Raw genomic sequence first — 22,208 nt, forward strand, 5'->3', positions numbered from 1 at the left:
AACTAGCCTTCCGCCACGCCACCAGGGACTTTGCCCCGGGGCTGAGGCAACCGGACCCCGCACGGTCCGGAGCGAGGACTGTGAGGTGGGACGTGCAACTGACCCCGCACGAGCAAGAGAGGCTGCTCATCCACGTGGCGGCCGACGTGGCCGAGAAGCGCCGGGCCCGGGGGCTCAAGCTCAACCACCCGGAGGCGGTCGCCCTCATCACGTCGCACATCCTCGAAGGCGCCCGTGACGGCCGTACGGTCGCCGAACTGATGGCCTCCGGACGCAAGCTGCTCACCCGGGACGACGTCATGGAGGGCATCCCCGAGATGATCCACGACGTCCAGGTCGAGGCGACCTTCCCGGACGGCACCAAGCTCGTCACCGTCCACGACCCGATCGTCTGACGGGGGCTGCCGTGATTCCCGGAGAGATCCTTTTCGCCGAGGGCCCGATCGTCTACAACGAGGGCCGCGAGGTCACCCGCCTCACCGTCCTCAACGCCGCCGACCGGCCCGTCCAGGTCGGCTCCCACTACCACTTCGCCGAGGCCAACCCCGGCCTGGAGTTCGACCGTGCCGCCGCGCGCGGCAAGCGGCTGAACGTCGCCGCCGGCACCGCCGTGCGCTTCGAGCCCGGGATCCCCGTCGACGTCGAACTCGTCCCGCTCGCCGGCGCCCGGATCGTGCCCGGACTGCGCGGGGAGACCGGAGGTGCCCTCGATGCCTGAGATCTCGCGTGCCGCGTACGCCGACCTGTTCGGCCCGACGACCGGCGACCGCATCCGGCTCGCCGACACCGATCTGATCGTCGAGATCGAGGAGGACCGTTCCGGCGGGCCCGGACTCGCCGGTGACGAGGCGGTGTTCGGCGGTGGCAAGGTCATCCGTGAGTCCATGGGGCAGTCACGTGCTACGCGCGCAGACGGCACCCCGGACACCGTCGTGACGGGCGCGGTGATCATCGACCACTGGGGGATCGTCAAGGCCGACGTCGGCATCCGCGACGGCCGGATCACCGCGATCGGCAAGGCCGGCAACCCGGACACGATGGACGGCGTCCACCCCGACCTGGTCCTCGGCCCCGAGACCGAGATCATCGCGGGCAACGGGCGGATCCTCACCGCCGGCGCGGTCGACGCGCACGTCCACTTCATCTGCCCGCAGATCGCCGACGAGGCGCTGTCCGCCGGCGTCACCACGCTCGTCGGCGGCGGCACCGGACCCGCCGAGGGCTCGAAGGCGACCACCGTCACTCCCGGCCCCTGGCACCTCGCCCGCATGATGGAGGCGATGGAGCAGTACCCCCTCAACGTCGGCTTCCTCGGCAAGGGCAACACCGTCTCGCACGAGTCGATGCTCTCCCAGATCCGCGGCGGAGCCCTGGGGCTGAAGCTCCACGAGGACTGGGGCTCGACCCCGGCCGTCATCGACGCCTCGCTGACGGTGGCGGACCGGACGGGTGTCCAGGTCGCCATCCACACGGACACGCTCAACGAGGCCGGGTTCGTGGGCGACACGCTCGCCGCGATCGCCGGCCGCGGTATCCACGCGTACCACACCGAGGGTGCGGGCGGCGGGCACGCGCCGGACATCATGACCGTCGTCTCCGAGCCGCACGTCCTGCCCAGCTCGACCAACCCGACGCGGCCCTTCACCGTCAACACCGCCGAGGAACACCTCGACATGCTGATGGTCTGCCACCACCTCAACCCGGCGGTGCCGGAGGACCTGGCCTTCGCCGAGTCCCGGATCCGGCCGACGACGATCGGCGCGGAGGACATCCTCCACGACCTCGGCGCGATCTCGATCATCTCCTCCGACGCCCAGGCCATGGGCCGCGTCGGCGAGGTCATCATGCGGACCTGGCAGACCGCCCACGTCATGAAGCGCAAGCGGGGCGCGCTGCCCGGGGACGGCCGCGCGGACAACCAGCGGGTGCGCCGGTACGTCGCCAAGTACACGATCAACCCGGCGATCGCGCAGGGCCTGGCCCGGGAGGTCGGGTCGGTGGAGACCGGCAAGCTCGCCGACCTCGTGCTGTGGGAGCCCGCGTTCTTCGGGGTCAAGCCGCATCTGGTCGTCAAGGGCGGGCAGATCGCCTACGCGCAGATGGGCGACGCCAACGCGTCGATCCCCACCCCCCAGCCGATCCTGCCGCGGCCGATGTACGGCGCGATCGGGCGGGCGCCGGCCTCCAACTCGTTCAACTTCGTCGCCCCGCTGGCGATCGAGGACGGGCTGCCGGAGCGGCTTCAGCTAGGGAAGCGGTTCGTGGCGATCGAGTCGACGCGTGGGGTCACCAAGGCGGACATGCGCGAGAACGACGCGCGGCCTCGGGTGCAGGTCGATCCCGACAGCTTCGCCGTGCACATCGACGGAGAGCTGGTCGAGGCCACGCCCGCCGCCGAACTGCCCATGGCCCAGCGTTACTTCCTGTTCTGATGTCCAGGGGAGCACTTCTCGTCCTGGCCGACGGCCGCTTTCCCGCCGGGGGGCATGCGCACTCCGGCGGGGCCGAGGCGGCCGTCAAGGCCGGGCGGATCACCGGGGCGGCGAGCCTGGAGGCGTTCTGCCAGGGGCGGCTGCAGACGGCGGGGCTGGTCTCCGCGTCCCTGGCGGCTGCGGCCGTACTCGGTGTGGATCCCGTGGAGTTGGACGCGGCCGCGGATGCGCGTACGCCGTCGCCGGCGCTGCGGGTCGCGGCTCGGAAGCTGGGGCGGCAGTTGATGCGGGCCGCGCGGGCCACCTGGCCGTCGGGTGAACTCGACGCCCTGGCGCGGGAGTTCCCCAAGGGGGCGCACCAGCCCGTGGTGTTGGGTGTCACGGCTCGGGCGGCCGGGCTCGATGCGGTCGACGCGGCGTACTGCGCGGCGTACGAGAGTGTGAGTGGGCCGGCGTCGGCGACGGTGCGGTTGCTGAGTCTCGATCCGTTCGATGCGACGGGGGTGTTGGCCCGGTTGGCGCCGGAGCTGGACCGTGTCGCGGATCGGGCGGTGGAGGCGGGTCGCAGGGTGGCGGATGAGGGTGTGGGTGCCTTGCCTGCGGCTTCCGCTCCGTTGCTGGAGATCTCGGCGGAGTTGCATGCGGCTTGGCCGGTGCGGCTGTTCGCGTCGTAGGGGGTTGTCCGCCCCCGCCGCCCCTACCCGTTCCCATCCCCAGGAGCGGAGCCCCTTCGACCCCGCTGGGGCTCCGCCCCACACCCCGATCGGCCCGAAGGGCCTCGTCCTCGAACGCCGGACGGGCTGAATTGCCCAGACCCGCCACCGATCTGTGAAACGCGTCCGCGCGACCAGCCCCCACGAACCCGCACCCGACCACTACGTGCAGGAGCCGTACATGCACCTCGACCACCACCACGACGGCCCCGCCGCCCTCAGCGCGGACGCGCACCGTCCCGACGGCTCGCGGCGTGCTCTGCGTATCGGGCTCGGCGGGCCCGTCGGATCGGGCAAGACCGCCACGGTCGCCGCGCTCTGCCGTGCCCTGCGGGACGAGTTGTCCCTCGCGGTCGTCACCAATGACATCTACACGCGCGAGGACGCCGAGTTCCTGCTGCGTGAGGCCGTGCTGCCGCCCGAGCGGATCACCGCCGTGGAGACGGGGGCCTGTCCGCACACCGCGATCCGGGACGACATCTCGGCGAACCTCGAAGCGGTGGAGGATCTGGAGGACGAGATCGGGCCGTTGGATCTCGTGCTGGTCGAGAGCGGTGGCGACAACCTGACCGCGACCTTCTCCAAGGGGCTCGTGGACGCACAGATCTTCGTGATCGACGTCGCCGGCGGGGACGACATCCCGCGCAAGGGCGGCCCTGGTGTGACCACCGCCGATCTCCTCATCGTCAACAAGACCGACCTCGCCCCCTACGTCGGCTCGGATCTCGGGCGGATGGCGGCGGACGCCAAGGCGCAGCGGGCCGAACTGCCGGTTGTCCTCCAGTCGCTCAGGAGCGAGGCCGGGGTGGCGGACGTCGCCGCGTGGGTGCGTGCGCAGCTGGCCGCGTGGACGGCGTGACGGTGGGCGCGACGGGTGTGGCGGGCGTGAAGGCCACCGCACGGATCGGGGCGCGGGACGACGGACGCGGCGGTACGTCGCTGCCGGTGCTGGAGGGCGACGGGCCGCTGGCGTTGCGGCGGACCCGGGGGAGTGCCGACGAGGCGCGGGTCATGCTCGTCGGTGCGATGAGCGGGCCGCTCGGCGGGGATCACTTCACCGTCGAGGCCGATGTGGCGGACGGGGCCCGGCTGCGGGTCGGGTCGGCCGCCGCGACGATCGCACTGCCGGGACAGGCCAAGGGGGAGGCCCGGTACGATGTCCGGCTCACCGTCGGCGACCGGGGTGAACTGCACTGGCTGCCGGAGCAGTTGATCTCCGTGCAGGGCAGCGAGCTGTACGTCACCACACGGGCCGACGTGGCGGCGACCGGGCGGCTCGTCCTGCGTGAGGAGCAGGTACTGGGGCGTGCCGCCGAGCAACCCGGCCGGCTCACCAGCCGTCTCACCCTGTGTGTGGCCGGGCGTACCGTCCTCGACCAGGAGTTGGCCTGCGGGCCCGGGGCGCCGGCCGGCTGGGACGGTCCCGCCGTGCTGGCGGGGCATCGGGCCGTGGGGCAACTGATCGTCGTACGGCCGGAGTTCGCCGCGGAGCCGGTCGCCGCGCGCGTGCTCGGGGACGGGGCCGTGGTCGTGCCGCTCGCCGGGCCGGCCGTTCTGGTGAGCGCCGTGGCGCCGGACGCGCTGAGGCTGCGCAGGCTTTTGGACGAGGCGCTGACCTCGCTCGGGTAGCGAACGCCCCTCTCCGTTTATCGGATTGGTAAAGAAGAGGCGGCCACCCCTGTTCTCAGGCGACGCACAGCCGCGAGGATCCCCTTGTCATCAACGACATAGGGGAGTTCCAGTTGAGGCACCACAGATCGACAAGGCGGGCCGCAGCGTTCGGCTCGGCCGGAGTGCTGGTCACGGCGACCCTGATAGCGGGGGCCGTCACGGCCCCCACCGCCAGCGCGAGCGCGGCCGGCCGCCACGGCCAGGACCGTGAGGCCCGCGGCGCCGCCATCGCCGCCGCCCGCGCCGAGAAGGCCGGGATCGACTGGCAGGACTGTCCCGCCGACTGGGGGCTCGAGAAGCCGATCCAGTGCGGCTGGGTCAGCGTGCCGCTGGACTACGCGAAGCCGGGCGGCAAGCAGATCAAGCTCGCCGTCGACCGCATCGGCAACACCGGGACCAAGGCCGAGCGCCAGGGCGCGCTCATCTACAACCCGGGCGGGCCCGGCGGCTCCGGCCTGCGCTTCCCGCGCCGGGTCACCACCAAGGCACCCGTGTGGGTCAACACCTCCAAGGCGTACGACTTCGTGGGCTTCGACCCGCGCGGTGTGGGCAAGTCGGCGCCCATCTCCTGCATCGACCCGCAGGAGTTCGTGAAGGCGCCCAAGATGGACCCGGTGCCCGACTCCACGGCCGACAAGCTCGCCCAGCGCAAGCTCGCCCGTGAGTACGCGGAGGGCTGTGCCGAGCGCAGCGGCCAGATGCTGCCGCACATGACCACCCCGAACACCGCGCGCGACCTGGACGTCATCCGCGCCGCGCTCGGCGAGAAGAAGCTGAACTATCTCGGCGTCTCCTACGGCACCTACCTCGGCGCCGTCTACGGCACGCTGTTCCCGGGCCACGTCCGCCGCATGGTCGTCGACAGCGTCGTCAGCCCGTCGCGGGAGAAGATCTGGTACGAGGCCAACCTCGACCAGGACGTCGCCTTCGAGATGCGCTGGAAGGACTGGCAGGACTGGGTCGCCGCCAACGACGCCGCCTTCCACCTCGGCACCACCCGTGCCGAGGTCCAGGCGAAGTGGCTGGAGTTGCGTGCCACGGCCAAGAAGAGCCCCATCGGTGGCGTCGTCGGCCCCGCCGAGCTGATCGGCTTCTTCCAGAGCGCCCCGTACTACGACTCCGCGTGGGTCTCGACGGCCACCGTGCTCAGCAAGTACTTCGCCGGCGACACCCAGGCGGTCGTCGACGCGGCCGCGCCCGACCTGTCGGACACCGCGGGCAACGCCGCCTCGGAGAACGGCAACGCCGTCTACACGGCCGTCGAGTGCACCGACGCCAAGTGGCCCACCAGCTGGAAGAAGTGGGACCGCGACAACACCCGGCTGCACAAGGACTACCCGTTCCTCACCTGGGCCAACGCCTGGATGAACCTGCCCTGCTCGACCTGGCCGGTCAAGCAGCAGACCCCGGTGGACGTCAGGACCGGCAAGGGACTGCCCGGTGTGCTGATCGTCCAGTCCGAGCGTGACGCGGCGACCCCGTACGGCGGTGCGGTCGAGCTGCACAAGCGCTTCAAGGGCTCCCGCCTGATCATCGAGAAGAACGCGGGCTCCCACGGAGTGACCAGCCTGGTCAACCCGTGCATCAACGAGCGGGTGGACTCCTACCTGCTCAGCGGCAAGCTGGACGCCTCCGACGTCACGTGCGGACCGCACGCGACGCCGAAGCCGTAACACCCGGGGGCGGCCCCGGTCGGGCCGCCCCTCTTTCATGCCGTGAACCAGGCGTCCTCCGCCGCGTAGTCGAAGAGGTCGCCGTACGACCGGGCCATCTTCGGGTACGCCTCCCGCCAGTCCCGCCCGGTCAGGTGTCCCTCGATCCAGGCGACGGTCTCGGGCAGCGTCTGCGCGTACCGGATCACCGCCCGGTACCCCAACTCCCGTTCGGCGGCGGTCATGTCGCAGACGACGGGCACCGGCACCGACCACGGCGTGCCCCCGACCGTGGGCGAGGGCGGCGGCCCGTCGACGAGCACGTCCTCCCGCTCCACGCCCATCACGGCGTCGATGGCCCGGGCGATCTCCGCCACCGTCGGCGCGTCCGGGTCCACGGCGTTGAGCACCCGGGTCCCGGGCCGCGCGGCGGCCAGCCGGACCAGCTCGGCGATGTTGTGGACGCTCGCCGGATGGAACCGGCTCCGGCCGCCGTAGGCGAGGACGCGCCGGACCCTCCCGTCCAGGTTCCGCTTGACGAACCAGAGCTCGCGCGGTGTCCGGCAGTGCGGCCCGTGGATGGCACCCGCCCGCAGCAGTGTGGTGGGCAACCGCTCCCCGGCGCCCAGCAGTTCGCGCTCCAGCGCGGCCTTGCGGGTGCTGTACGACTGCTCTCCCGGCTGAACGGTCCGCTGGTCCTCGGTGATCCGCACCGGGTACTCGGGGAAGCCGTCCGGCTCGTCCTGGGTGTCGAAGTTGCGGCCCCTGTCGTCCTCGTACACCGACACGCTGGAGATGACGACGGCGGACCCGACGCGATCGGCGAGGCCGGTCAACTGCCGTGCGTGCGCGGCTCCGTAGGCCACCATGTCGACCAGCACATCGCACCCGTCACCCACCGCGGCGGCGAGCGCGGTGTCGTCCTCGCGATCGGTACGGGCGACCCGCACCTCCCCGGGCCAGCCCTCGTCCCGCCCGCCGCCCCTGGAGACGGCGGTGACCTCCCAGCCGTCGCGGGCCAGCGCACCCACCGTCGCCCGGCCGATCTGCCCGGTCGCCCCGATCACCACAGCACGTCGCGTCATACGGCGACAGTACGACGGTCGACTCGGGGCCTCCCAGGGCCTTCTGCCGACAGCAGAGGTCAGCGCAGGGGGATCCGCGGGAACCGGCGTTCCTTCTCGGAGCGCTCCGCGGCTTCCGCGGCCTTCGCGACGGCCGCGTACTCGTCGACGTACTCCTGTCCGGAGAGGTTGAGGATGGCGTAGATGATCTCGTCCGTGATGGCGCGCAGGATCGCCTTCTCGTTCTCCATGCCCTCGTAGCGGGAGAAGTCGAGGGGTTCGCCGAAGCGGATGGTCACGGGGTGGACCTTGGGGATGACCTTGCCGGGCGGCTGGGCCTCGAAAGTGCCGATCATCGCGCAGGGGATGACGGGCACCCCGGCCTTCAGCGCCATCACCGCGACACCGACCTTGCCCTTGTAGAGCCGGCCGTCGTGCGACCGCGTGCCCTCCGGGTAGATCCCGAGCAGCTCGTCCTTGGCCAGCACCCCGAGGCCCTCACGGATGGCGGCCTGGCCGGCCTCCTTGCCGGTGCGGTCGACAGGGATCTGCCCGGCGCTGCGGAAGAAGAACGCGGTGAGCCGGCCCTTCACGCCCGGCCCCGTGAAGTACTCCTTCTTCGCGAGGAAGGTGATGCGGCGCTTGAGGATCGCCGGCATCAGGAAGTGGTCCGCGAAGGACAGGTGATTACCGGCGACGATGGCCGCCCCGGTCGCCGGCACGTGCTCGAGCCCCTCGATCCGGGGCCGGAAAACCAGTCTCAGCAGGGGTCCCAACAACACGTATTTGAGCAGGTAGTAGAACAACTGGACGCTCCTCACTCCGGCAAATCGGCTCAACCGCCGCGTTCCAGCAGGTCAACCGGCGTGTCGTGGGGGTGCCAGTGTATGTGCATGCGGGGGCGCGCGGAACTGGGTCGCGAACGGCGGGGAGGCGACCACGGGATCAGCCTGGTGCTACTGGCGGGTAGGCGGCAATCAGATCGCTCAGCATGACGGATTCGCGAGCATGGGTGGCGGAGAGGGAGGTCTTGCGTCCGGTCCCGATGAGCGATGGCCGTCGTGGAGGTGCCTTCGCCGACGGCGAAGGGTGCGGCTCCTCGCGGAGCCGCACCCTCCCGGGTCGGGCGCTCAGCCCCGGGTCAGCACCTTCTCCAGCGTCCCGAGCGCACCGGAGAGTTCATCCCCCGTGATCGTCAACGGTGGTGCCAGCCGGATCGTCGACCCGTGGGTGTCCTTGACCAACACGCCTTCCCGCATCAGTCGTTCACTGATCTCCCGCCCGGTCCCGAACACCGGGTCGATGTCGACGCCCGCCCACAGCCCGCGGGCACGGAAGCCGAGGACGCCCTTGCCGACCAGCTCCGACAGACCGTCCCGCAGCACCACACCCAACTCGGCGGCCCGGCGCTGGAATTCGCCCGTCTCCAGGAGCTCGACCACGGCCGTGCCGACGGCGGCCGCGAGCGGGTTGCCGCCGAACGTGGAGCCGTGCTCACCCGGTCGCAGCACGCTGAGCACATCCCGGCGGGCCACCACCGCGGACACCGGGACGATGCCGCCGCCGAGCGCCTTGCCGAGGAGCAGCATGTCCGGGACGACCGACTCGTGCTCGACGGCCAGCGTGCGGCCCGTGCGGCCGAGACCGGACTGGATCTCGTCCGCGATGAAGAGACAGCCCTTGCGGCGGGTCAGTTCGCGGACGCCGGTGAGGTAGCCCTCGTCCGGGATCACGACCCCCGCCTCACCCTGGATGGGCTCCAGGAGCACCGCCGCCGTCGTGTCGTCGACCGCCGCCTCCAGTGCCGCCAGGTCGTTGTACGGCACGATCCGGAAGCCGGGGGTGAAGGGGCCGAAGCCCGCGCGGGCCGTCTCGTCGGTGGAGAACGACACGATCGTCGTCGTACGGCCGTGGAAGTTCTCCGCGGCGACCACGATCGTCGCCCGGTCCGCGGGAACGCCCTTCACCTCGTACGCCCACTTGCGGGCCACCTTGATGCCGCTCTCGACCGCTTCGGCGCCGGTGTTCATCGGCAGCACCATGTCGAGACCCGTCAGCTGGGCCAGGCGCTGGGCGAACTCGGCCAGCTTGTCGTTGTGGAAGGCCCGTGAGGTGAGCGTCAGACGGTCCAGCTGGCGGTGGGCCGCCTCGATCAGGGCCGGGTGGCGATGGCCGAAGTTGAGGGCCGAGTAGCCGGCCAGCATGTCCAGGTAGCGGCGGCCCTCGACGTCCTCCACCCAGGTGCCCTCGGCGCGGGCGACCACCACGGGCAGGGGGTGGTAGTTGTGCGCCAGCACCGGTTCCTCGGCGCTGATCAGATCGGCGGAGGAGCGCGTGTGTACGGCAGCGGTCATGAGCGGATCTCCTGGGTGCAGCACTTGATGCCGCCGCCGGCCTTGTGGAACTCGGAGAGGTCGACGGGGACGGGGACATAGCCGTGGTCGTCGAGGCGCGCGGCCAGCGCCTCGGCCTGCGGTGCGATGAAGACATGGCGGCCGTCGGACAACGAGTTCAGTCCGAACGCCATCGCGTCGTTCCGGGTCGCGAGCACCGCGCGGGGGTACAGGCGCGCGAGTACCTCGCGGCTGCCCGGTGAGAACGCCTCCGGGTAGTACACGATGTTGTTCTCGCCCTCGGAGTCGTCCAGGACGAACAGCGCGGTGTCCAGGTGGTAGAAGTGCGGGTCCACCAGCGTCAGGCTGATCACCGGGTGGCCGAAGAACTCCTGCACCTCGCGGTGGGCCTCCCGGGTGGTCCGGAAGCCGGTGCCGGCCAGTACGTACCGGCCCGTCCAGACGAGATCGCCCTCGCCCTCGCAGACGGACGCCGGGCGGTGGACCTCGTAGCCCGCCGTCTTGAACCACAGGTCGTAGTGCGTGGACTCGGGGCGCCGCTCGGGCGCGTGGAACAGCGAGCCGAAGACGCGGCCGCCGACGACGACCGCCGAGTTCGCGGCGAAGACCATGTCCGGGAGACCGGGGACCGGGTCCAGGGCGTCGACGGCGTGGCCGTGCGAGCGGTAGGCGCCGATCAGCGCCTGCCACTGCTCCTGGGCCAGGTCCACGTCGACGTGCGTGTCGGGATGCATCCAGGGATTGATCGCGTACTGCACGGCGAAGTGTCTGGGTTCGCAGACGAGGAAACGCCGTCGGCGCGGCACACGGGAGTCGGACACAGAGGGGTTCCTCCGCTTCCTGCGGTGTCTACTGAGGGTTGACACCAAGGTAAGAAGTGGTGGTCACGCTCGACAAGCAATAGGAATTGCGTGTCTGCGCAGGAATGCTGCGTGTTTCTCCGGTTCAACGCAGCTCTGATGCGCGCTGCGAGGTTTCGGCCGGTGCGGGCTGACTCGCCCCCGCCTCCGGGCTCTCCGGGATCAGATGGGACAGCACCATCACACTGATCGTCTTGCGGATGAAGGGCTCGATCCGGATCCGCTCCAGCACCTCCTCGAAGTGCTCCACGTCCCGCGCCCGCACATGCAGCAGCGCGTCCGCACCGCCCGTCACGGTCATCGCCGCGGTGATCTCCGGATGGTTGCGCACCACCTCCGCGAGCCGCCGCGGCGGCGCCGCGCCCTCGCAGTACACCTCGACGTACGCCTCCGTGCGCCAGCCCAGCGCCGACGGCTGCACCGTGGCCGTGAACCCGGTGATCACCCCGGTCTCGCGCAACCGGTCCACGCGCCGCTTGACCGCCGTGGAGGACAGCCCCACGGCCGTGCCGATCTCGGCGAAGCTCGTCCTGGCGTTCGCCATCAGAGCGGTGATGATCTTCCGGTCGAGCTCGTCGAACGGTGCGGGCGCGCTGTGCATGTCGGCACTGTATCCAGCGACAACGTCCATACCTCGGCACGTGTGCAGACGTGCGAATTGCTCCTACACTCCGGGTTCATGCTGCGCGCCCTGGCTGTCGACGACGAACGCCCCTCGCTGGAGGAACTCCTCTACCTCCTGAACGCCGACCCCCGGATCGGTTCCGCGGAGGGCGCCGGCGACGCGACCGAGGCGCTGCGCCGCATCAACCGGGCCCTGGAATCCGGGCCCCACGGCCCCGAGGCGATCGACGTCGTCTTCCTCGACATCAACATGCCCGGCCTCGACGGCCTCGACCTGGCCCGGCTGCTCACCGGGTTCGCCCGGCCACCGCTGGTCGCGTTCGTCACCGCCCACGAGGACTTCGCCGTACAGGCCTTCGACCTCAAGGCGGTGGACTACGTCCTCAAGCCCGTCCGCAAGGAACGCCTGGCGGAGGCGGTCCGCCGCGTCGTCGAGCTGCGCTCCGCCGAGATCCGCGGCACCACACCGCGCATCCCCGTGAGCGAGCCCGACCCCGACCACATACCCGTGGAACTGGGGGGCGTGACCCGTTTCGTCAGCGTCGAGGACATCACCCACGTCGAGGCCCAGGGCGACTACGCCCGGCTGCACACGACCAAGGGCAGCCACCTCGTCCGTATCCCCCTGTCCACCCTGGAGGAGCGCTGGCGCTCCCGCGGATTCGTCCGTATCCACCGCCGCCACCTGGTCGCCCTGCGCCACGTCGGCGAACTGCGCCTCGACGCCGGCACCGTCAGCGTCCTGGTCGGCTCCGAGGAACTCCAGGTCAGCCGCCGCCACACCCGCGAACTGCGGGACCTGCTGATGAGGAGGCCGTGACGGTGCCCCAGAACCAGAACCCCGCCGAACGCCGGGTCGTCGTCACCGGCCCGCCCCGACAGACCCGCCGCGTCCCCGGCTACAACCGCCCCCGCACCGAGATCGACGAGCAGACCACCCTCGGCCACACCTACGTCCGCTCCCTCATGCGCACCCAACTGCGCGCCGCCCTCACCGTGTTCGCCGTCCTCGGCCTGCTCGTCGGCCCGCTCCCGCTGCTCTTCGCCGCGATGCCGGGCGCCCGCCGCGTGGAGTGGGCGGTCCTCGGCTTCGGCCTGTACGTTCCGCTGGTGCTCCTCGCCCGCTGGTACGTGCGGCGGGCGGAGCGCAACGAACGCGACTTCGTACGCCTCGTAGAAGACCGATGAACTCCAGTTACGCCGTTCCGGCCGTCGCCCTCGTCGTGGTCGCCACCGTCCTCGTCGGCGCCTTCGGCCTGCGGATCTCCCGCACCACGTCCGACTTCTACGTCGCCTCGCGCACCGTCGGCCCCCGTCTCAACGCGGCCGCCATCAGCGGTGAGTACCTCTCCGCCGCCTCCTTCCTCGGCATCGCGGGTCTGGTCCTGGTGCAGGGCCCCGACATGCTCTGGTACCCGGTCGGCTACACCGCCGGCTACCTCGTCCTGCTGATCTTCGTCGCCGCCCCGCTGCGCCGCTCCGGCGCCTACACGCTGCCCGACTTCGCCGAGGCCCGGCTCGCCTCCCAGGCGGTACGACGGCTCGCGGGGGCCTTCGTCGTCGGCGTCGGCTGGCTGTACCTGCTGCCCCAGCTCCAGGGCGCCGGGCTCACGCTGACGGTCCTGACCGGGGCACCCGACGGGCTCGGCGGAGTGATCGTCGCCGTCGTCGTGGTCGCGACCGTCGCCGCGGGCGGCATGCGCAGCATCACCTTCGTGCAGGCCTTCCAGTACTGGCTCAAGCTCACCGCGCTGCTCGTCCCCGCCCTCTTCCTCGTCCTCGCCTGGCAGGGCGACGGCGCCCCCACCCACGCCTTCGAGGAACCGGCCACCTTCCGCGAACAGCGGATCGTCCGCGTCGACGACAGCCTCGACCTGAAACTCGACCGCCCGCTGACCGTCACGGTCGACGGCACCGTCGACGGCCGCACCCACGAGGACACCGAACTCCGCCTCCCCACCGGCACCCACCACATCGACGCCGGCACCCGGCTGACCTTCGCCCAGGGCGCCCCCGTCCCCGAGGCCGACCGCAACAGCGGAGCCGGCCTGTCGCCCTCCCAGGCCGAGACCCGCGGCGAACGCCCGCTGTACGCCACGTACGGACTGATCCTCGCGACCTTCCTCGGCACCATGGGCCTGCCGCACGTGGTGGTCCGCTTCTACACCAGCCCGCACGGCGTCGCCGCCCGCCGCACCACCGTCGCGGTCCTCGGCCTGATAGGCGCCTTCTACCTCCTGCCGCCGGTCTACGGCGCCCTCGGCCGCCTGTACGCCCCCGAACTCACCCTCACCTCGAACGCGGACGCCGCCGTCCTGCTGCTGCCCGACCGGATGATCGGCGGCCTCGGCGGCGACCTCCTCGGCGCACTCGTCGCCGGGGGCGCCTTCGCCGCGTTCCTGTCCACCGCCTCGGGGCTGACCATGGCGGTGGCGGGCGTGCTCACCCAGGACGTCCTCCCCTCCCGCGGCGTACGGCACTTCAGGCTCGGCACGGTCCTCGCCATGGCCGTACCGCTGGCGGCGAGCGTCCTGGTCGGCGGCCTGCCGGTCGCCGACGCGGTCGGGCTCGCCTTCGCGGTCTCGGCCTCCTCCTTCTGCCCGCTGCTCGTCCTCGGCATCTGGTGGCGCCGACTGACCCCGCCGGGCGCGGCCGCCGGGATGCTGGTGGGCGGCGGCTCCGCCCTGGTCGCCGTGGCCGCGACGATGGCCGGCCTCCCCGGCACCGGAGCGCTGCACGCCCTGCTCGCCTGGCCCGCCCTCTGGTCGGTACCGCTGGCCTTCCTCACCATGGTCCTGGTGTCCCTGGCCACCCCGGGCCGGGTCCCGGCCGGAACGGCGGCGATCCTGGCGCGATTCCATCTGCCGGAGGAACTGCGGGCGGAGGTGAAGGCATGAGGACATCCCTGACGGGCCTGATCGGGGCGGTCGTATGAGCGGTTTCCTGGCCGGCCTCTGTGTCGCCGTCCTCCCCCTGCTCGCCGCCGGCTTCTGGCTGGGCCGCCGGACCGCGCGCCCCGAGAGTCTGCGTGGCCTCGGCACCCCCGTCGAGCACGCCACCTTCGAGACCCTGCACACCGCCTCCCTCGCCGCGCCCCCGCTCAGGGCGGGCCTCACCGAGGAGACCGCCGGCAAGTCGGCCCGCCGGCTGCGCACGCTCCTCGGCACGGACGCCCTGTGTCTGACCGACCAGAAGGCGGTACTGGTCTGGGACGGCATCGGCGGCCACCACCGCGCCCAGATCATGGAGCGGCTCGCCGGACCCCTGGAGACCGGCCGCGGCGAGGCCTTCCCGCTGACCTGCGACCACCTCGACTGCACGGTCCGCTGGGCCGTCGTGGCACCGCTCACCGTCGACGACCGGATCCACGGAACCCTCGTCGCCTTCGGGCCCCACGAGTCCGCCGTCCTCGTCCGGGCCGCCGGGGAGGTCGCCCGCTGGATCTCCGTCCAGCTCGAACTCGCCGATCTCGACCAGTCCCGCACCCGCCTCATCGAAGCCGAGATCAAGGCCCTGCGCGCCCAGATATCCCCGCACTTCATCTTCAACTCGCTCGCGGTGATCGCGAGTTTCGTCCGCACCGATCCCGAGCGCGCCCGCGAACTGCTCCTGGAGTTCGCCGACTTCACCCGCTACTCGTTCCGCAGGCACGGCGACTTCACCACCCTCGCCGACGAACTCCACGCCATCGACCACTACTTGGCGCTGGTACGGGCACGCTTCGGCGACCGCCTCTCCGTCACCCTCCAGATCGCCCCCGAGGTGCTGCCGGTCGCCCTGCCCTTCCTCTGCCTGCAACCGCTCGTCGAGAACGCCGTCAAGCACGGCCTGGAAGGAAAGGCCGACAAGGCGCACATCAGCATCACCGCTCAGGACGCCGGCGCCGAGGCGCTCGTCGTCATCGAGGACGACGGCACGGGAATGGACCCCGCCGTGCTGCGCCGCATCCTCGCCGGAGAGGTCAGCCCCTCGGGCGGCATCGGACTGTCCAACGTCGACGACCGGCTCCGCCAGGTCTACGGCGACGACCACGGCCTCGTCATCGAGACCGCCGTAGGAGCGGGAATGAAGATCACCGCCCGGCTGCCGAAGTACCAGCCGGGGGTGCACTCCGCCGGGCGCCTGAGTCGCGAATAGGGCTCAGGCACTGCGCGTGGCCCTCAGGTACTGCGCGTGACGACCATCCCGAGGGTGATCAGGCCCAGCACGACCCAGCCGAACCACAGCCAGCCGTTGCTGCCTAGCGCCACCGTGTAGGCGGTCACCACGACGAGACCGCCGACGGTGAGCACCCCCATCGTTCTGGTCGAGCCATCCGTAGAACCGGTACCGGGCATCGCAACACCCTCCTCAGGATTGGTCTCCCTCCATGGTGCCCCCGTTCTGCTTCCTGACGGTGCAGACGACGAAATGAGTGCCCGCCTTCCAGGGACCTTCGCTCGTCCAGGAGCCCGCCGTGTACACCGACGGGTCGAAGCCGTAGTCCCGTGGCGGCACCTCCCGCCCACACGCCACGTCCGACTCGGTACGCGCCTCGTCGAGCGTGACATCGGCACCCAAACGGGTGAACCCGAGCACCTCCTCGTCGTGCGCCCCCGCACAGGACACCAGCCGGGCGGACCGGTTGGACCGTACGTCCAGACAGTCCCGCTTCTGCATGTTCGACACGTCGGAGAACGCGGAGCCGGGCTCGCGGTGATCGCCGAGCGGCCCGTACACCGGCCCGTGCGCGCCCAGCACCAGACAGGCGGTGCGCTTCCCGGCGGCCACGAAACCCGCCTCGGTCGGCACGACGGCGACGCTCCGCACATCCGCCAGCCTCCCGCGGAGCTCCGCGGTCCGCTCCTCGCACCCCGCAGGGCCCCGCTCCCGGGCCTCGGCGGCGGACACGGCCCCGACGAAGGCCAGCACCTGCCCGTCGGCCCCGCTGCCGCAGCCGGACTCCAGACGCAGCCGCGGAGTGCCCTTGAAGGCCCCGGTGTCCCCCCAGTCGGCCAGCACGCAGTCGCCCTCCTTGAGGGGCCGGGAGAGCCCGACCTGGGTGCCGTACGGCTGTGCGGTCCCGCCCTCCTTCCCGTCGGCGGGCGGCTGCTGGGCCACGGCGTACCAGACCCCGCCCCCCGCGATGGCCAGCCCCAGCAGACCGGCGAGGGCGGAGTGCAGGGCCCGGGGGCGGGTACGCCGCCTGCTGCCCCCCGAGGTGACCAGGGGCCCGAAGCCCTCCGGGACGGCCGGCGGCGACGGCACCGGTACGGGCGGTGGCGGCATCGGCCGGGCCCAGGGCGGCTGCGATCCGAGGTCGGTCTGGGTCCGGGCGTGGGCCTCCGCCTGCGACGCGACGAGCCGCGACAGCGCCGCCTCCGCCTGGGCCGCGGTGATCCGCCGTCCCGGATCCTTGACCAGCATCGCTTCGAGTACGGGGCCCAGGGCGCCGGCCCGCTCAGGTGGCCGCGGCTCGTCCATGACCACCGCGGTGATCTCCGCCAGATGCGACTCGCGGTCGAACGGACCGCGGCCCTCCACGGCGTGGTAGAGCGTGCAGCCCAGCGAGAACAGGTCCGCGGCCGGGGTGGGCGACCCGCCCGTGGCGCGCTCCGGCGCCAGATAGCCCGCCGTGCCCACGAGCACGGACGTCAGCGTGTACCGCGTCTCGCCGGCGTCCGGCTGCACGGAGATGCCGTAGTCGGTGAGCAGGACACGGCCGTACGGCGACCCGGAGCGGTCCGGTGCGAGCAGGATGTTCGCCGGTTTCACGTCCCGGTGCATGACGCCCCGCTGATGCCCGGCGGTCAGCGCGTCCAGCACGGCCAGGCCGACACGGGCGCACTCCGCGGGCTGCAGCGAGCCACGCCGGGCGACCAGGTCGCGCAGGTCCACCGCGCCCGCCACGTACTCCATGACGATCCACGGCAGCCCCTCGTGCTCCAGCACGTCGTGCACGGTGACCACGTGCGGATGGCCGCGCAGTCCCGCCGCGTACCGGGCCTCCGCGCGGGCCCGCGCCACCCGGGCCTCCCGTTCGTGGCCGGCCTCCACCGCGTCCCGGAAGACGATCTCCTTGAGCGCGACCTCACAGGCGAGTCTCTGGTCGTGGGCGAGCCAGACATGGCCCATGCCGCCGCTGCCGAGCTGGTTCAGCAGCAGATAGCGGCCGGCGATGACCCGGCCCACTCCCGACGTCGATGGTCCTGAAGGCATCCGGTGACTCCCGGGGTCTGCGGGGCGCCAGGCGCTCCGCTGGATGTGCGGTGCTTCGTCCGCGGGTCCGTCGTGGCTGGTGAGCAGTCCCCGCCCTTTCGGGTCGCGGCGGGGCCGCACCGGACTTCGTCGGCCCCGCTCAGACGGTGGCGCTTTCCGTGGGCTCCTCGGCGGCGGGCTCGCTGGTGGGCGGCTCGCTCGTGGCCGGGGCGCTGGTGGTCTGCGGCGGCGGTGGCGCGCTGCTCGTCGTCTCCGGGGGCGCGCTCGTGGTCACCGGGGGAGGCGGTGATGTGCTGGTCGTCACCGGAGGCGACGTGGTCACGGCCGGGGACGAGCTCGTGGCCGGTGGGCTGCTCGACGGGGGTGGTGACGGGCTGCCGCTCGACGGCGGGGGCGAGGAGCTGGGCGGCGGACCGGACGAGGGCGGGGCGGACGACGGCGGTGGTGAGCCGCTGCCGGAACCGGAGCCCGGTGTCGACGGCTCGGAGGTCGACGACTGCGGGGGTGTGGTGGTCGTGGGCGGGGGAGTGGTCGTGGACCCGCCCGAGGAACCGGAGTCCCCTGCCACGCTCAGCATCACGTACTGCCCGAAACCCAGCTCGGTCCCGGCCGGCGGATCGGTTGCCGTGACCTGGGCGTCGTCCGGCGGCAGCCCCTTGCTGTCATAGCCGACCGCGAGCCCCTTGTCGGTCAGTGAGCGCCGGGCCTGGCCGAACGTCGCCCCGGCGAGGTTCGGCACCGCGCGCTTCTCCCGCGTGTCGAACGCCGCGTCCTTCGCTCCCGAAGTGCCGACCGGCCGGTTGATGCCGCGGTCGGTGTCCTCGACGTCGACGAGGGCGATCTTCTCCATGGGCCGGGGCGCGGGTCGCACCGCGACGACGGAGGAACGGTCGTACCCCTTCCACTCCTCGTTCCCGTCCTCGAACTTGACCGAGATACGGCTCGTGTCACCTGCGAAGGGCCGCAGCGGATTTCCGCACGAGCACTTCACGGCGGGCCGGCCCTGCGCATCGACCAGAATCGCGATTCCGGCCTGGAGCAGGGAGTCGTAGGGAACAGCCTTTCCCTTTTTGTAGTCGTGGTTCTTCACGAGAGTGTCGTGACGCAACAGGACGGGTGTGAGCCGGTCGAGATAATCCGGTATCCGATCCGTGGAGATTTTGAGGGCACGCGCCCATGCCTGTGCCTTCTGGTCGTTCCTGGGATCGGTGAGGAATTGCTCGAGCCTGTCGATGTCACAGACGGTCGGCTGCTTCGAACCCCCGTACAGACCTGGGGTGTCGCCCTGCTGCAGGCTGCCCCGCACGGGCCGCGACGCGACCTGCGCGTCCTTCCCCAGCCCGCTGTTCTCGTCGAAGAAGGGATCGAGCGCGGGCACGCCCGCGGCGATCGCCTTCACCAGCGTCAAAGGCGTCTCGCGGTCGCATCCGCTGAGCGCCAGTACACAGACCAGCAGTACCGCGATCCGGCGGATCGAAGATTTCCCGGTCCTTTGCAGAAAAACGCGAATTGTCATCACCGCTCCCCCCGGCGGTTACCCAACGCGTTTCATGCTAACGAACGGAAAAGCATTCCCGACGGATTGAGGACAAAGAGCGGACTGAGGGGAAAGAGGTGTCAGCGGCCCTGTGCGTTGAGTGAGGCCAAATAGGCGTTGTACGCCTCGAGTTCCTTGTCCCCGTCCCGGTCGGCGGCCCGGTCCAGACGCTTGGCCTGCCGCTGCTCGGAGCCGTACCACTGGAACAGCAGCGCGATCAGCACCAGTACGGACGGGATCTCGCTGAACGCCCAGGCGATACCGCCCGCGGCGTTCTGGTCGGAGAGCGCGTCGATACCGAGTGAGGCGGGCGGGTTCTCGAACGTCTTGACCATCGGGGTGGACGCCATCATCAGCGCGATCCCGAAGAACGCGTGGAACGGCATGCCGGCGAACAGCTCCAGCATCCGCATCAGATAGCCGGGCCGGGCGGGCCCGGGATCGACACCGATGATCGGCCAGAAGAACACCACGCCCACGGCGAGGAAGTGCACCATCATCGCGACGTGCCCCGTCTTCGAGCCCATCAGGAAGTCGAAGATCGGCGTGAAGTACAGCGCGTACAGGCTCGCGATGAACAGCGGGATGGTGAACGCCGGGTGCGTGATGATCCGCATGTACCGGCTGTGCAGCAGGGCGAGGAGCAGCTCACGCGGTCCCTTGCGCCCCCTGCCCGCGACCGGCAGCGCACGCAGCGCCAGGGTCATCGGGGCGCCGAGCAGGATGAGGATCGGCGACAGCATGCTGATGATCATGTGCTGCACCATGTGCACGCTGAACATGACCATCCCGTAGTCGTTCAACTTGGTGCACATCACCAGCCCGATGGACAGCACACCGGCGACGTACGACACGGTCCGCCACACCGACCAGGCGTCCCCGCGCCGCCTGAGCCGGACGACCCCCCACACGTACAGCACCAGCCCCACGAGGCAGGCGACGAGGAAGAACGGGTCGGCCGACCACTGGAGACCCCGCCCCAGCGTGAACGGCGGCAGATCCATGGTCATGCCGTGCCCGCTGTGATCCATACCGCCGGCTCCTGATTCGTGGGGGTTGTGCAAGTCTGTCCGTCACAGACTAGAACCGCCCCCGGCCGCAGCTGCGGCCGGGGGCGGATTCTTCAATTCCGCACGGTGTGTCCTAGAGGACGCACTCGGCTTCCTCATAGCGCTCCGCGGGAACCGTCTTCAGCGTCTCCACGGCCTCCGCGAGCGGCACCATCACGATGTCCGTCCCCTGGAGAGCGGTCATGTGACCGAACTCCCCCCGGTGCACGGCCTCGACGGCATGCCAGCCGAATCGCGTCGCGAGAACACGGTCGTACGCCGTCGGCGTACCGCCCCGCTGCACATGCCCCAGGATGACCGGCCGCGCTTCCTTCCCCAGCCGCTGCTCCAGCTCGATGGAGAGCTGACGGGCGATCCCGGCGAACCGCTCGTGCCCGTAGATGTCCTTCGCGCCCTCGTCGAACTCCATCGACCCGGCGGCCGGCTTGGCCCCCTCCGCGGCGACGACGATCGCGAACCGCTTGCCCGCCTCGAACCGTTCGCCGACCCGCTTGGCCAACTCCTCGATGTCGAAGGGCCGTTCCGGTACGACGATGGCGTGCGCGCCGGCCGCCATGCCCGAGTGCAGCGCGATCCAGCCGGTGTGCCGCCCCATGACCTCGACGACGAGCACCCGCTGGTGCGACTCGGCGGTGGTCTTGAGCCGGTCCAGGGCCTCCGTGGCCACACCCACGGCCGTGTCGAAGCCGAAGGTGACGTCCGTGACCGCGATGTCGTTGTCGATGGTCTTCGGCACGCCCACGATGGGCAGACCGGCGTCCGACATCAGCCGGGCCGCCTTCAGTGTGCCCTCGCCGCCGATCGGGATGATCGCGTCGAGACCCAGGTCCTGGACATGTCCCTTGGCCCGCTCGACCCCGTCACGCAGATGGGAGGGCTGGACCCGGGAGGAGCCGAGGATGGTGCCGCCGCGGGCCAGGATGCCGCCCACCGCGTCGAGGTCGAGCTTGAGGTAGTCGCACTCCAGGAGGCCCTTCCAGCCGTCCCGGAAGCCGATGACCTCGTCGCCGTGGTCGACGACGGCACGGTGCACGACGGACCGGATGACGGCGTTCAGGCCGGGGCAGTCGCCGCCGGACGTGAGGACACCAATGCGCATAGCCCGAAACAACCTTCTCAACGTGGGCCGGGGACCGGACCACGCTGTCCGGCTCGATCCCCGCCACCCTAGCGGCAGGAGGGGGCGGGGCCGTACCGTGCGTCCGCCTGCTGGACGACCCCGCTCAGGTGTGCGGACCCATCGTCAGACGGGCTGGTAAAAGCCGCCTGGAGCGCAGGTGAACTCGCAGCTCAGGCAGGCTGCTCGGCAGCGGCGATGCGCTCGGTGCGCAGCGCCTCGTACCACCGGTCGTCGGTGGGCGGCAGCGCGTTCACGTCGAGCGCCAGCTTCAGCAGCAGGTCGGCGATGAGCGGGTTGCGCGCCAGCACCGGGCCGTGCATGTACGTACCGAAGACGGTGTCGTTGTACGCGCCCTCCGTACCGTCGCCCGTGCCGTTGCCGTTGCCGAACTTGACCCGGGCGAGCGGGCGGGCCGTCGGTCCGAGGTGGGTGATGCCCTGGTGGTTCTCGAAGCCGGTCAGCGGGGGCAGGCCGAGGCGCGGGTCGATGTCGCCGAGTACGTCGCCGACGCACCGCGCGCCCTCACCGCGTACCGAGACCACGTCCAGCAGCCCGAGGCCGGGTTCCCGCTGGCCGAGGTCGTTGATGAACTCGTGGCCGAGGATCTGGTAGCCGGCGCACACCGAGAAGACGATCGCGCCGTTCTCCACGGCCCGGTGCAGTCCGCCGTCCCGGCGCAGCCGCTCGGCCGCGAGCCGCTGCGGACGGTCCTCGCCGCCGCCGATGAGATAGATGTCCCCGGAGGTCGGGATCGGCTGGTCGCTGCGTACGTCGAGACGGGCCACGTCGAGGCCGCGCTGTCGCGCCCGGCGCTCCACGACCAGGACGTTGCCCTGGTCGCCGTACGTGCTGAGCAGGTCGGGATAGATCCAGACGACCCGCAGCTGGTTGTCGCTCACAAAAGTCCCCTGAG

22 protein-coding genes are annotated in these 22,208 nt (G+C 71.1%); 11 read left to right on the forward strand and 11 right to left on the reverse strand.

Features of this window, described 5'->3' with window-relative positions; translation table 11 throughout:
• Positions 1-92 precede the first annotated feature (92 nt).
• The 7 genes from ACWD3I_RS14325 to ACWD3I_RS14355 all read left to right on the forward strand — a co-directional run bounded on the left by ACWD3I_RS14325 (position 93) and on the right by ACWD3I_RS14355 (position 6,489).
• Positions 93-395, forward strand: a complete 303-nt coding sequence (locus ACWD3I_RS14325) for an urease subunit gamma (protein WP_010355509.1) — start codon at positions 93-95, stop codon at positions 393-395.
• A gap of 11 nt (positions 396-406) precedes the next feature.
• Complete coding sequence (locus ACWD3I_RS14330; RefSeq protein ID WP_266895517.1) at positions 407-718, forward strand: urease subunit beta; 312 nt, start codon at positions 407-409, stop codon at positions 716-718.
• A complete protein-coding gene (locus tag ACWD3I_RS14335; protein WP_365405811.1) occupies positions 711-2,432 on the forward strand; it encodes an urease subunit alpha in 1,722 nt (573 codons plus the stop codon). Before ACWD3I_RS14330 ends, ACWD3I_RS14335 begins: the two co-directional genes overlap by 8 nt.
• A complete protein-coding gene (locus ACWD3I_RS14340; protein WP_365405814.1) occupies positions 2,432-3,106 on the forward strand; it encodes an urease accessory protein UreF in 675 nt (224 codons plus the stop codon). Before ACWD3I_RS14335 ends, ACWD3I_RS14340 begins: the two co-directional genes overlap by 1 nt.
• A gap of 220 nt (positions 3,107-3,326) precedes the next feature.
• Complete coding sequence (ureG, locus tag ACWD3I_RS14345) at positions 3,327-4,004, forward strand: urease accessory protein UreG (RefSeq protein ID WP_365405817.1); 678 nt, start codon at positions 3,327-3,329, stop codon at positions 4,002-4,004.
• Positions 3,992-4,774 (forward strand): urease accessory protein UreD, encoded by a 783-nt coding sequence (locus ACWD3I_RS14350; protein ID WP_365405820.1) that lies wholly within the window; start codon positions 3,992-3,994, stop codon positions 4,772-4,774. The genes ureG and ACWD3I_RS14350 overlap by 13 nt, the downstream gene beginning before the upstream one ends.
• A gap of 113 nt (positions 4,775-4,887) precedes the next feature.
• Positions 4,888-6,489 carry an alpha/beta hydrolase gene (locus ACWD3I_RS14355; protein WP_365405823.1) on the forward strand — a complete coding sequence of 534 codons (1,602 nt, stop codon included), beginning with the start codon at positions 4,888-4,890 and terminating at the stop codon, positions 6,487-6,489.
• A 35-nt stretch (positions 6,490-6,524) separates the two neighbouring features.
• On the opposite strand, the gene ACWD3I_RS14360 is transcribed toward ACWD3I_RS14355, so the two are convergent.
• The 5 genes from ACWD3I_RS14360 to ACWD3I_RS14380 form a co-directional block, all read right to left on the reverse strand.
• Positions 6,525-7,538, reverse strand: coding sequence for an NAD-dependent epimerase/dehydratase family protein (locus tag ACWD3I_RS14360; RefSeq protein WP_451084104.1), 1,014 nt, complete (start codon positions 7,536-7,538; stop codon positions 6,525-6,527).
• 74 nt (positions 7,539-7,612) lie between these two features.
• Positions 7,613-8,338 carry a lysophospholipid acyltransferase family protein gene (locus ACWD3I_RS14365; RefSeq protein ID WP_365405829.1) on the reverse strand — a complete coding sequence of 242 codons (726 nt, stop codon included), beginning with the start codon at positions 8,336-8,338 and terminating at the stop codon, positions 7,613-7,615.
• 324 nt (positions 8,339-8,662) lie between these two features.
• Positions 8,663-9,886 carry an ornithine--oxo-acid transaminase gene (gene rocD / locus ACWD3I_RS14370; RefSeq protein WP_365396608.1) on the reverse strand — a complete coding sequence of 408 codons (1,224 nt, stop codon included), beginning with the start codon at positions 9,884-9,886 and terminating at the stop codon, positions 8,663-8,665.
• Positions 9,883-10,707: a dimethylargininase gene (ddaH, locus tag ACWD3I_RS14375; protein WP_365396605.1), complete on the reverse strand. Its 825-nt coding sequence runs from the start codon at positions 10,705-10,707 to the stop codon at positions 9,883-9,885. The genes rocD and ddaH overlap by 4 nt, the downstream gene beginning before the upstream one ends.
• A gap of 124 nt (positions 10,708-10,831) precedes the next feature.
• Positions 10,832-11,347 (reverse strand): Lrp/AsnC family transcriptional regulator, encoded by a 516-nt coding sequence (locus tag ACWD3I_RS14380; RefSeq protein ID WP_266895525.1) that lies wholly within the window; start codon positions 11,345-11,347, stop codon positions 10,832-10,834.
• Positions 11,348-11,425: 78 nt separating this feature from the next.
• On the opposite strand from ACWD3I_RS14380, the gene ACWD3I_RS14385 reads away from it, so the two are divergent.
• From ACWD3I_RS14385 to ACWD3I_RS14400, 4 genes are read left to right on the forward strand one after another with little or no spacing between them, the layout of a single operon-like run.
• Positions 11,426-12,190, forward strand: a complete 765-nt coding sequence (locus tag ACWD3I_RS14385; RefSeq protein ID WP_365396601.1) for a LytR/AlgR family response regulator transcription factor — start codon at positions 11,426-11,428, stop codon at positions 12,188-12,190.
• Positions 12,187-12,558 carry a hypothetical protein gene (locus ACWD3I_RS14390; protein ID WP_365396598.1) on the forward strand — a complete coding sequence of 124 codons (372 nt, stop codon included), beginning with the start codon at positions 12,187-12,189 and terminating at the stop codon, positions 12,556-12,558. Before ACWD3I_RS14385 ends, ACWD3I_RS14390 begins: the two co-directional genes overlap by 4 nt.
• A complete protein-coding gene (locus ACWD3I_RS14395) occupies positions 12,555-14,267 on the forward strand; it encodes a sodium/solute symporter (protein WP_365396595.1) in 1,713 nt (570 codons plus the stop codon). Before ACWD3I_RS14390 ends, ACWD3I_RS14395 begins: the two co-directional genes overlap by 4 nt.
• 34 nt (positions 14,268-14,301) lie before the next feature.
• Entirely contained in the window at positions 14,302-15,507 is a 1,206-nt protein-coding gene (locus ACWD3I_RS14400) for a sensor histidine kinase (protein ID WP_365396592.1), read from the forward strand.
• 23 nt (positions 15,508-15,530) lie between these two features.
• Here ACWD3I_RS14400 and ACWD3I_RS14405 read toward each other — a convergent pair whose 3' ends face one another.
• The 6 genes from ACWD3I_RS14405 to ACWD3I_RS14430 form a co-directional block, all read right to left on the reverse strand.
• Positions 15,531-15,668: a hypothetical protein gene (locus tag ACWD3I_RS14405; RefSeq protein ID WP_199924711.1), complete on the reverse strand. Its 138-nt coding sequence runs from the start codon at positions 15,666-15,668 to the stop codon at positions 15,531-15,533.
• 52 nt (positions 15,669-15,720) lie between these two features.
• A complete protein-coding gene (locus ACWD3I_RS14410) occupies positions 15,721-17,568 on the reverse strand; it encodes a serine/threonine-protein kinase (RefSeq protein ID WP_365396589.1) in 1,848 nt (615 codons plus the stop codon).
• A 139-nt stretch (positions 17,569-17,707) separates the two neighbouring features.
• On the reverse strand, positions 17,708-19,084 hold the full coding sequence (locus ACWD3I_RS14415; RefSeq protein WP_365396586.1) for a PASTA domain-containing protein: 1,377 nt from the start codon (positions 19,082-19,084) through the stop codon (positions 17,708-17,710).
• A 101-nt stretch (positions 19,085-19,185) separates the two neighbouring features.
• The gene (locus ACWD3I_RS14420; RefSeq protein WP_365396583.1) at positions 19,186-20,136 is read right to left on the reverse strand and encodes a cytochrome c oxidase assembly protein; all 951 of its coding nucleotides are present in this window, start codon (positions 20,134-20,136) and stop codon (positions 19,186-19,188) included.
• 112 nt (positions 20,137-20,248) lie between these two features.
• On the reverse strand, positions 20,249-21,274 hold the full coding sequence (locus ACWD3I_RS14425) for a 6-phosphofructokinase (RefSeq protein WP_266832467.1): 1,026 nt from the start codon (positions 21,272-21,274) through the stop codon (positions 20,249-20,251).
• A gap of 191 nt (positions 21,275-21,465) precedes the next feature.
• Entirely contained in the window at positions 21,466-22,194 is a 729-nt protein-coding gene (locus ACWD3I_RS14430; protein WP_365396580.1) for a type 1 glutamine amidotransferase, read from the reverse strand.
• Between the last annotated feature and the right edge of the window lie 14 nt (positions 22,195-22,208).

Source organism: Streptomyces sp. NPDC002817, from assembly GCF_053592055.1.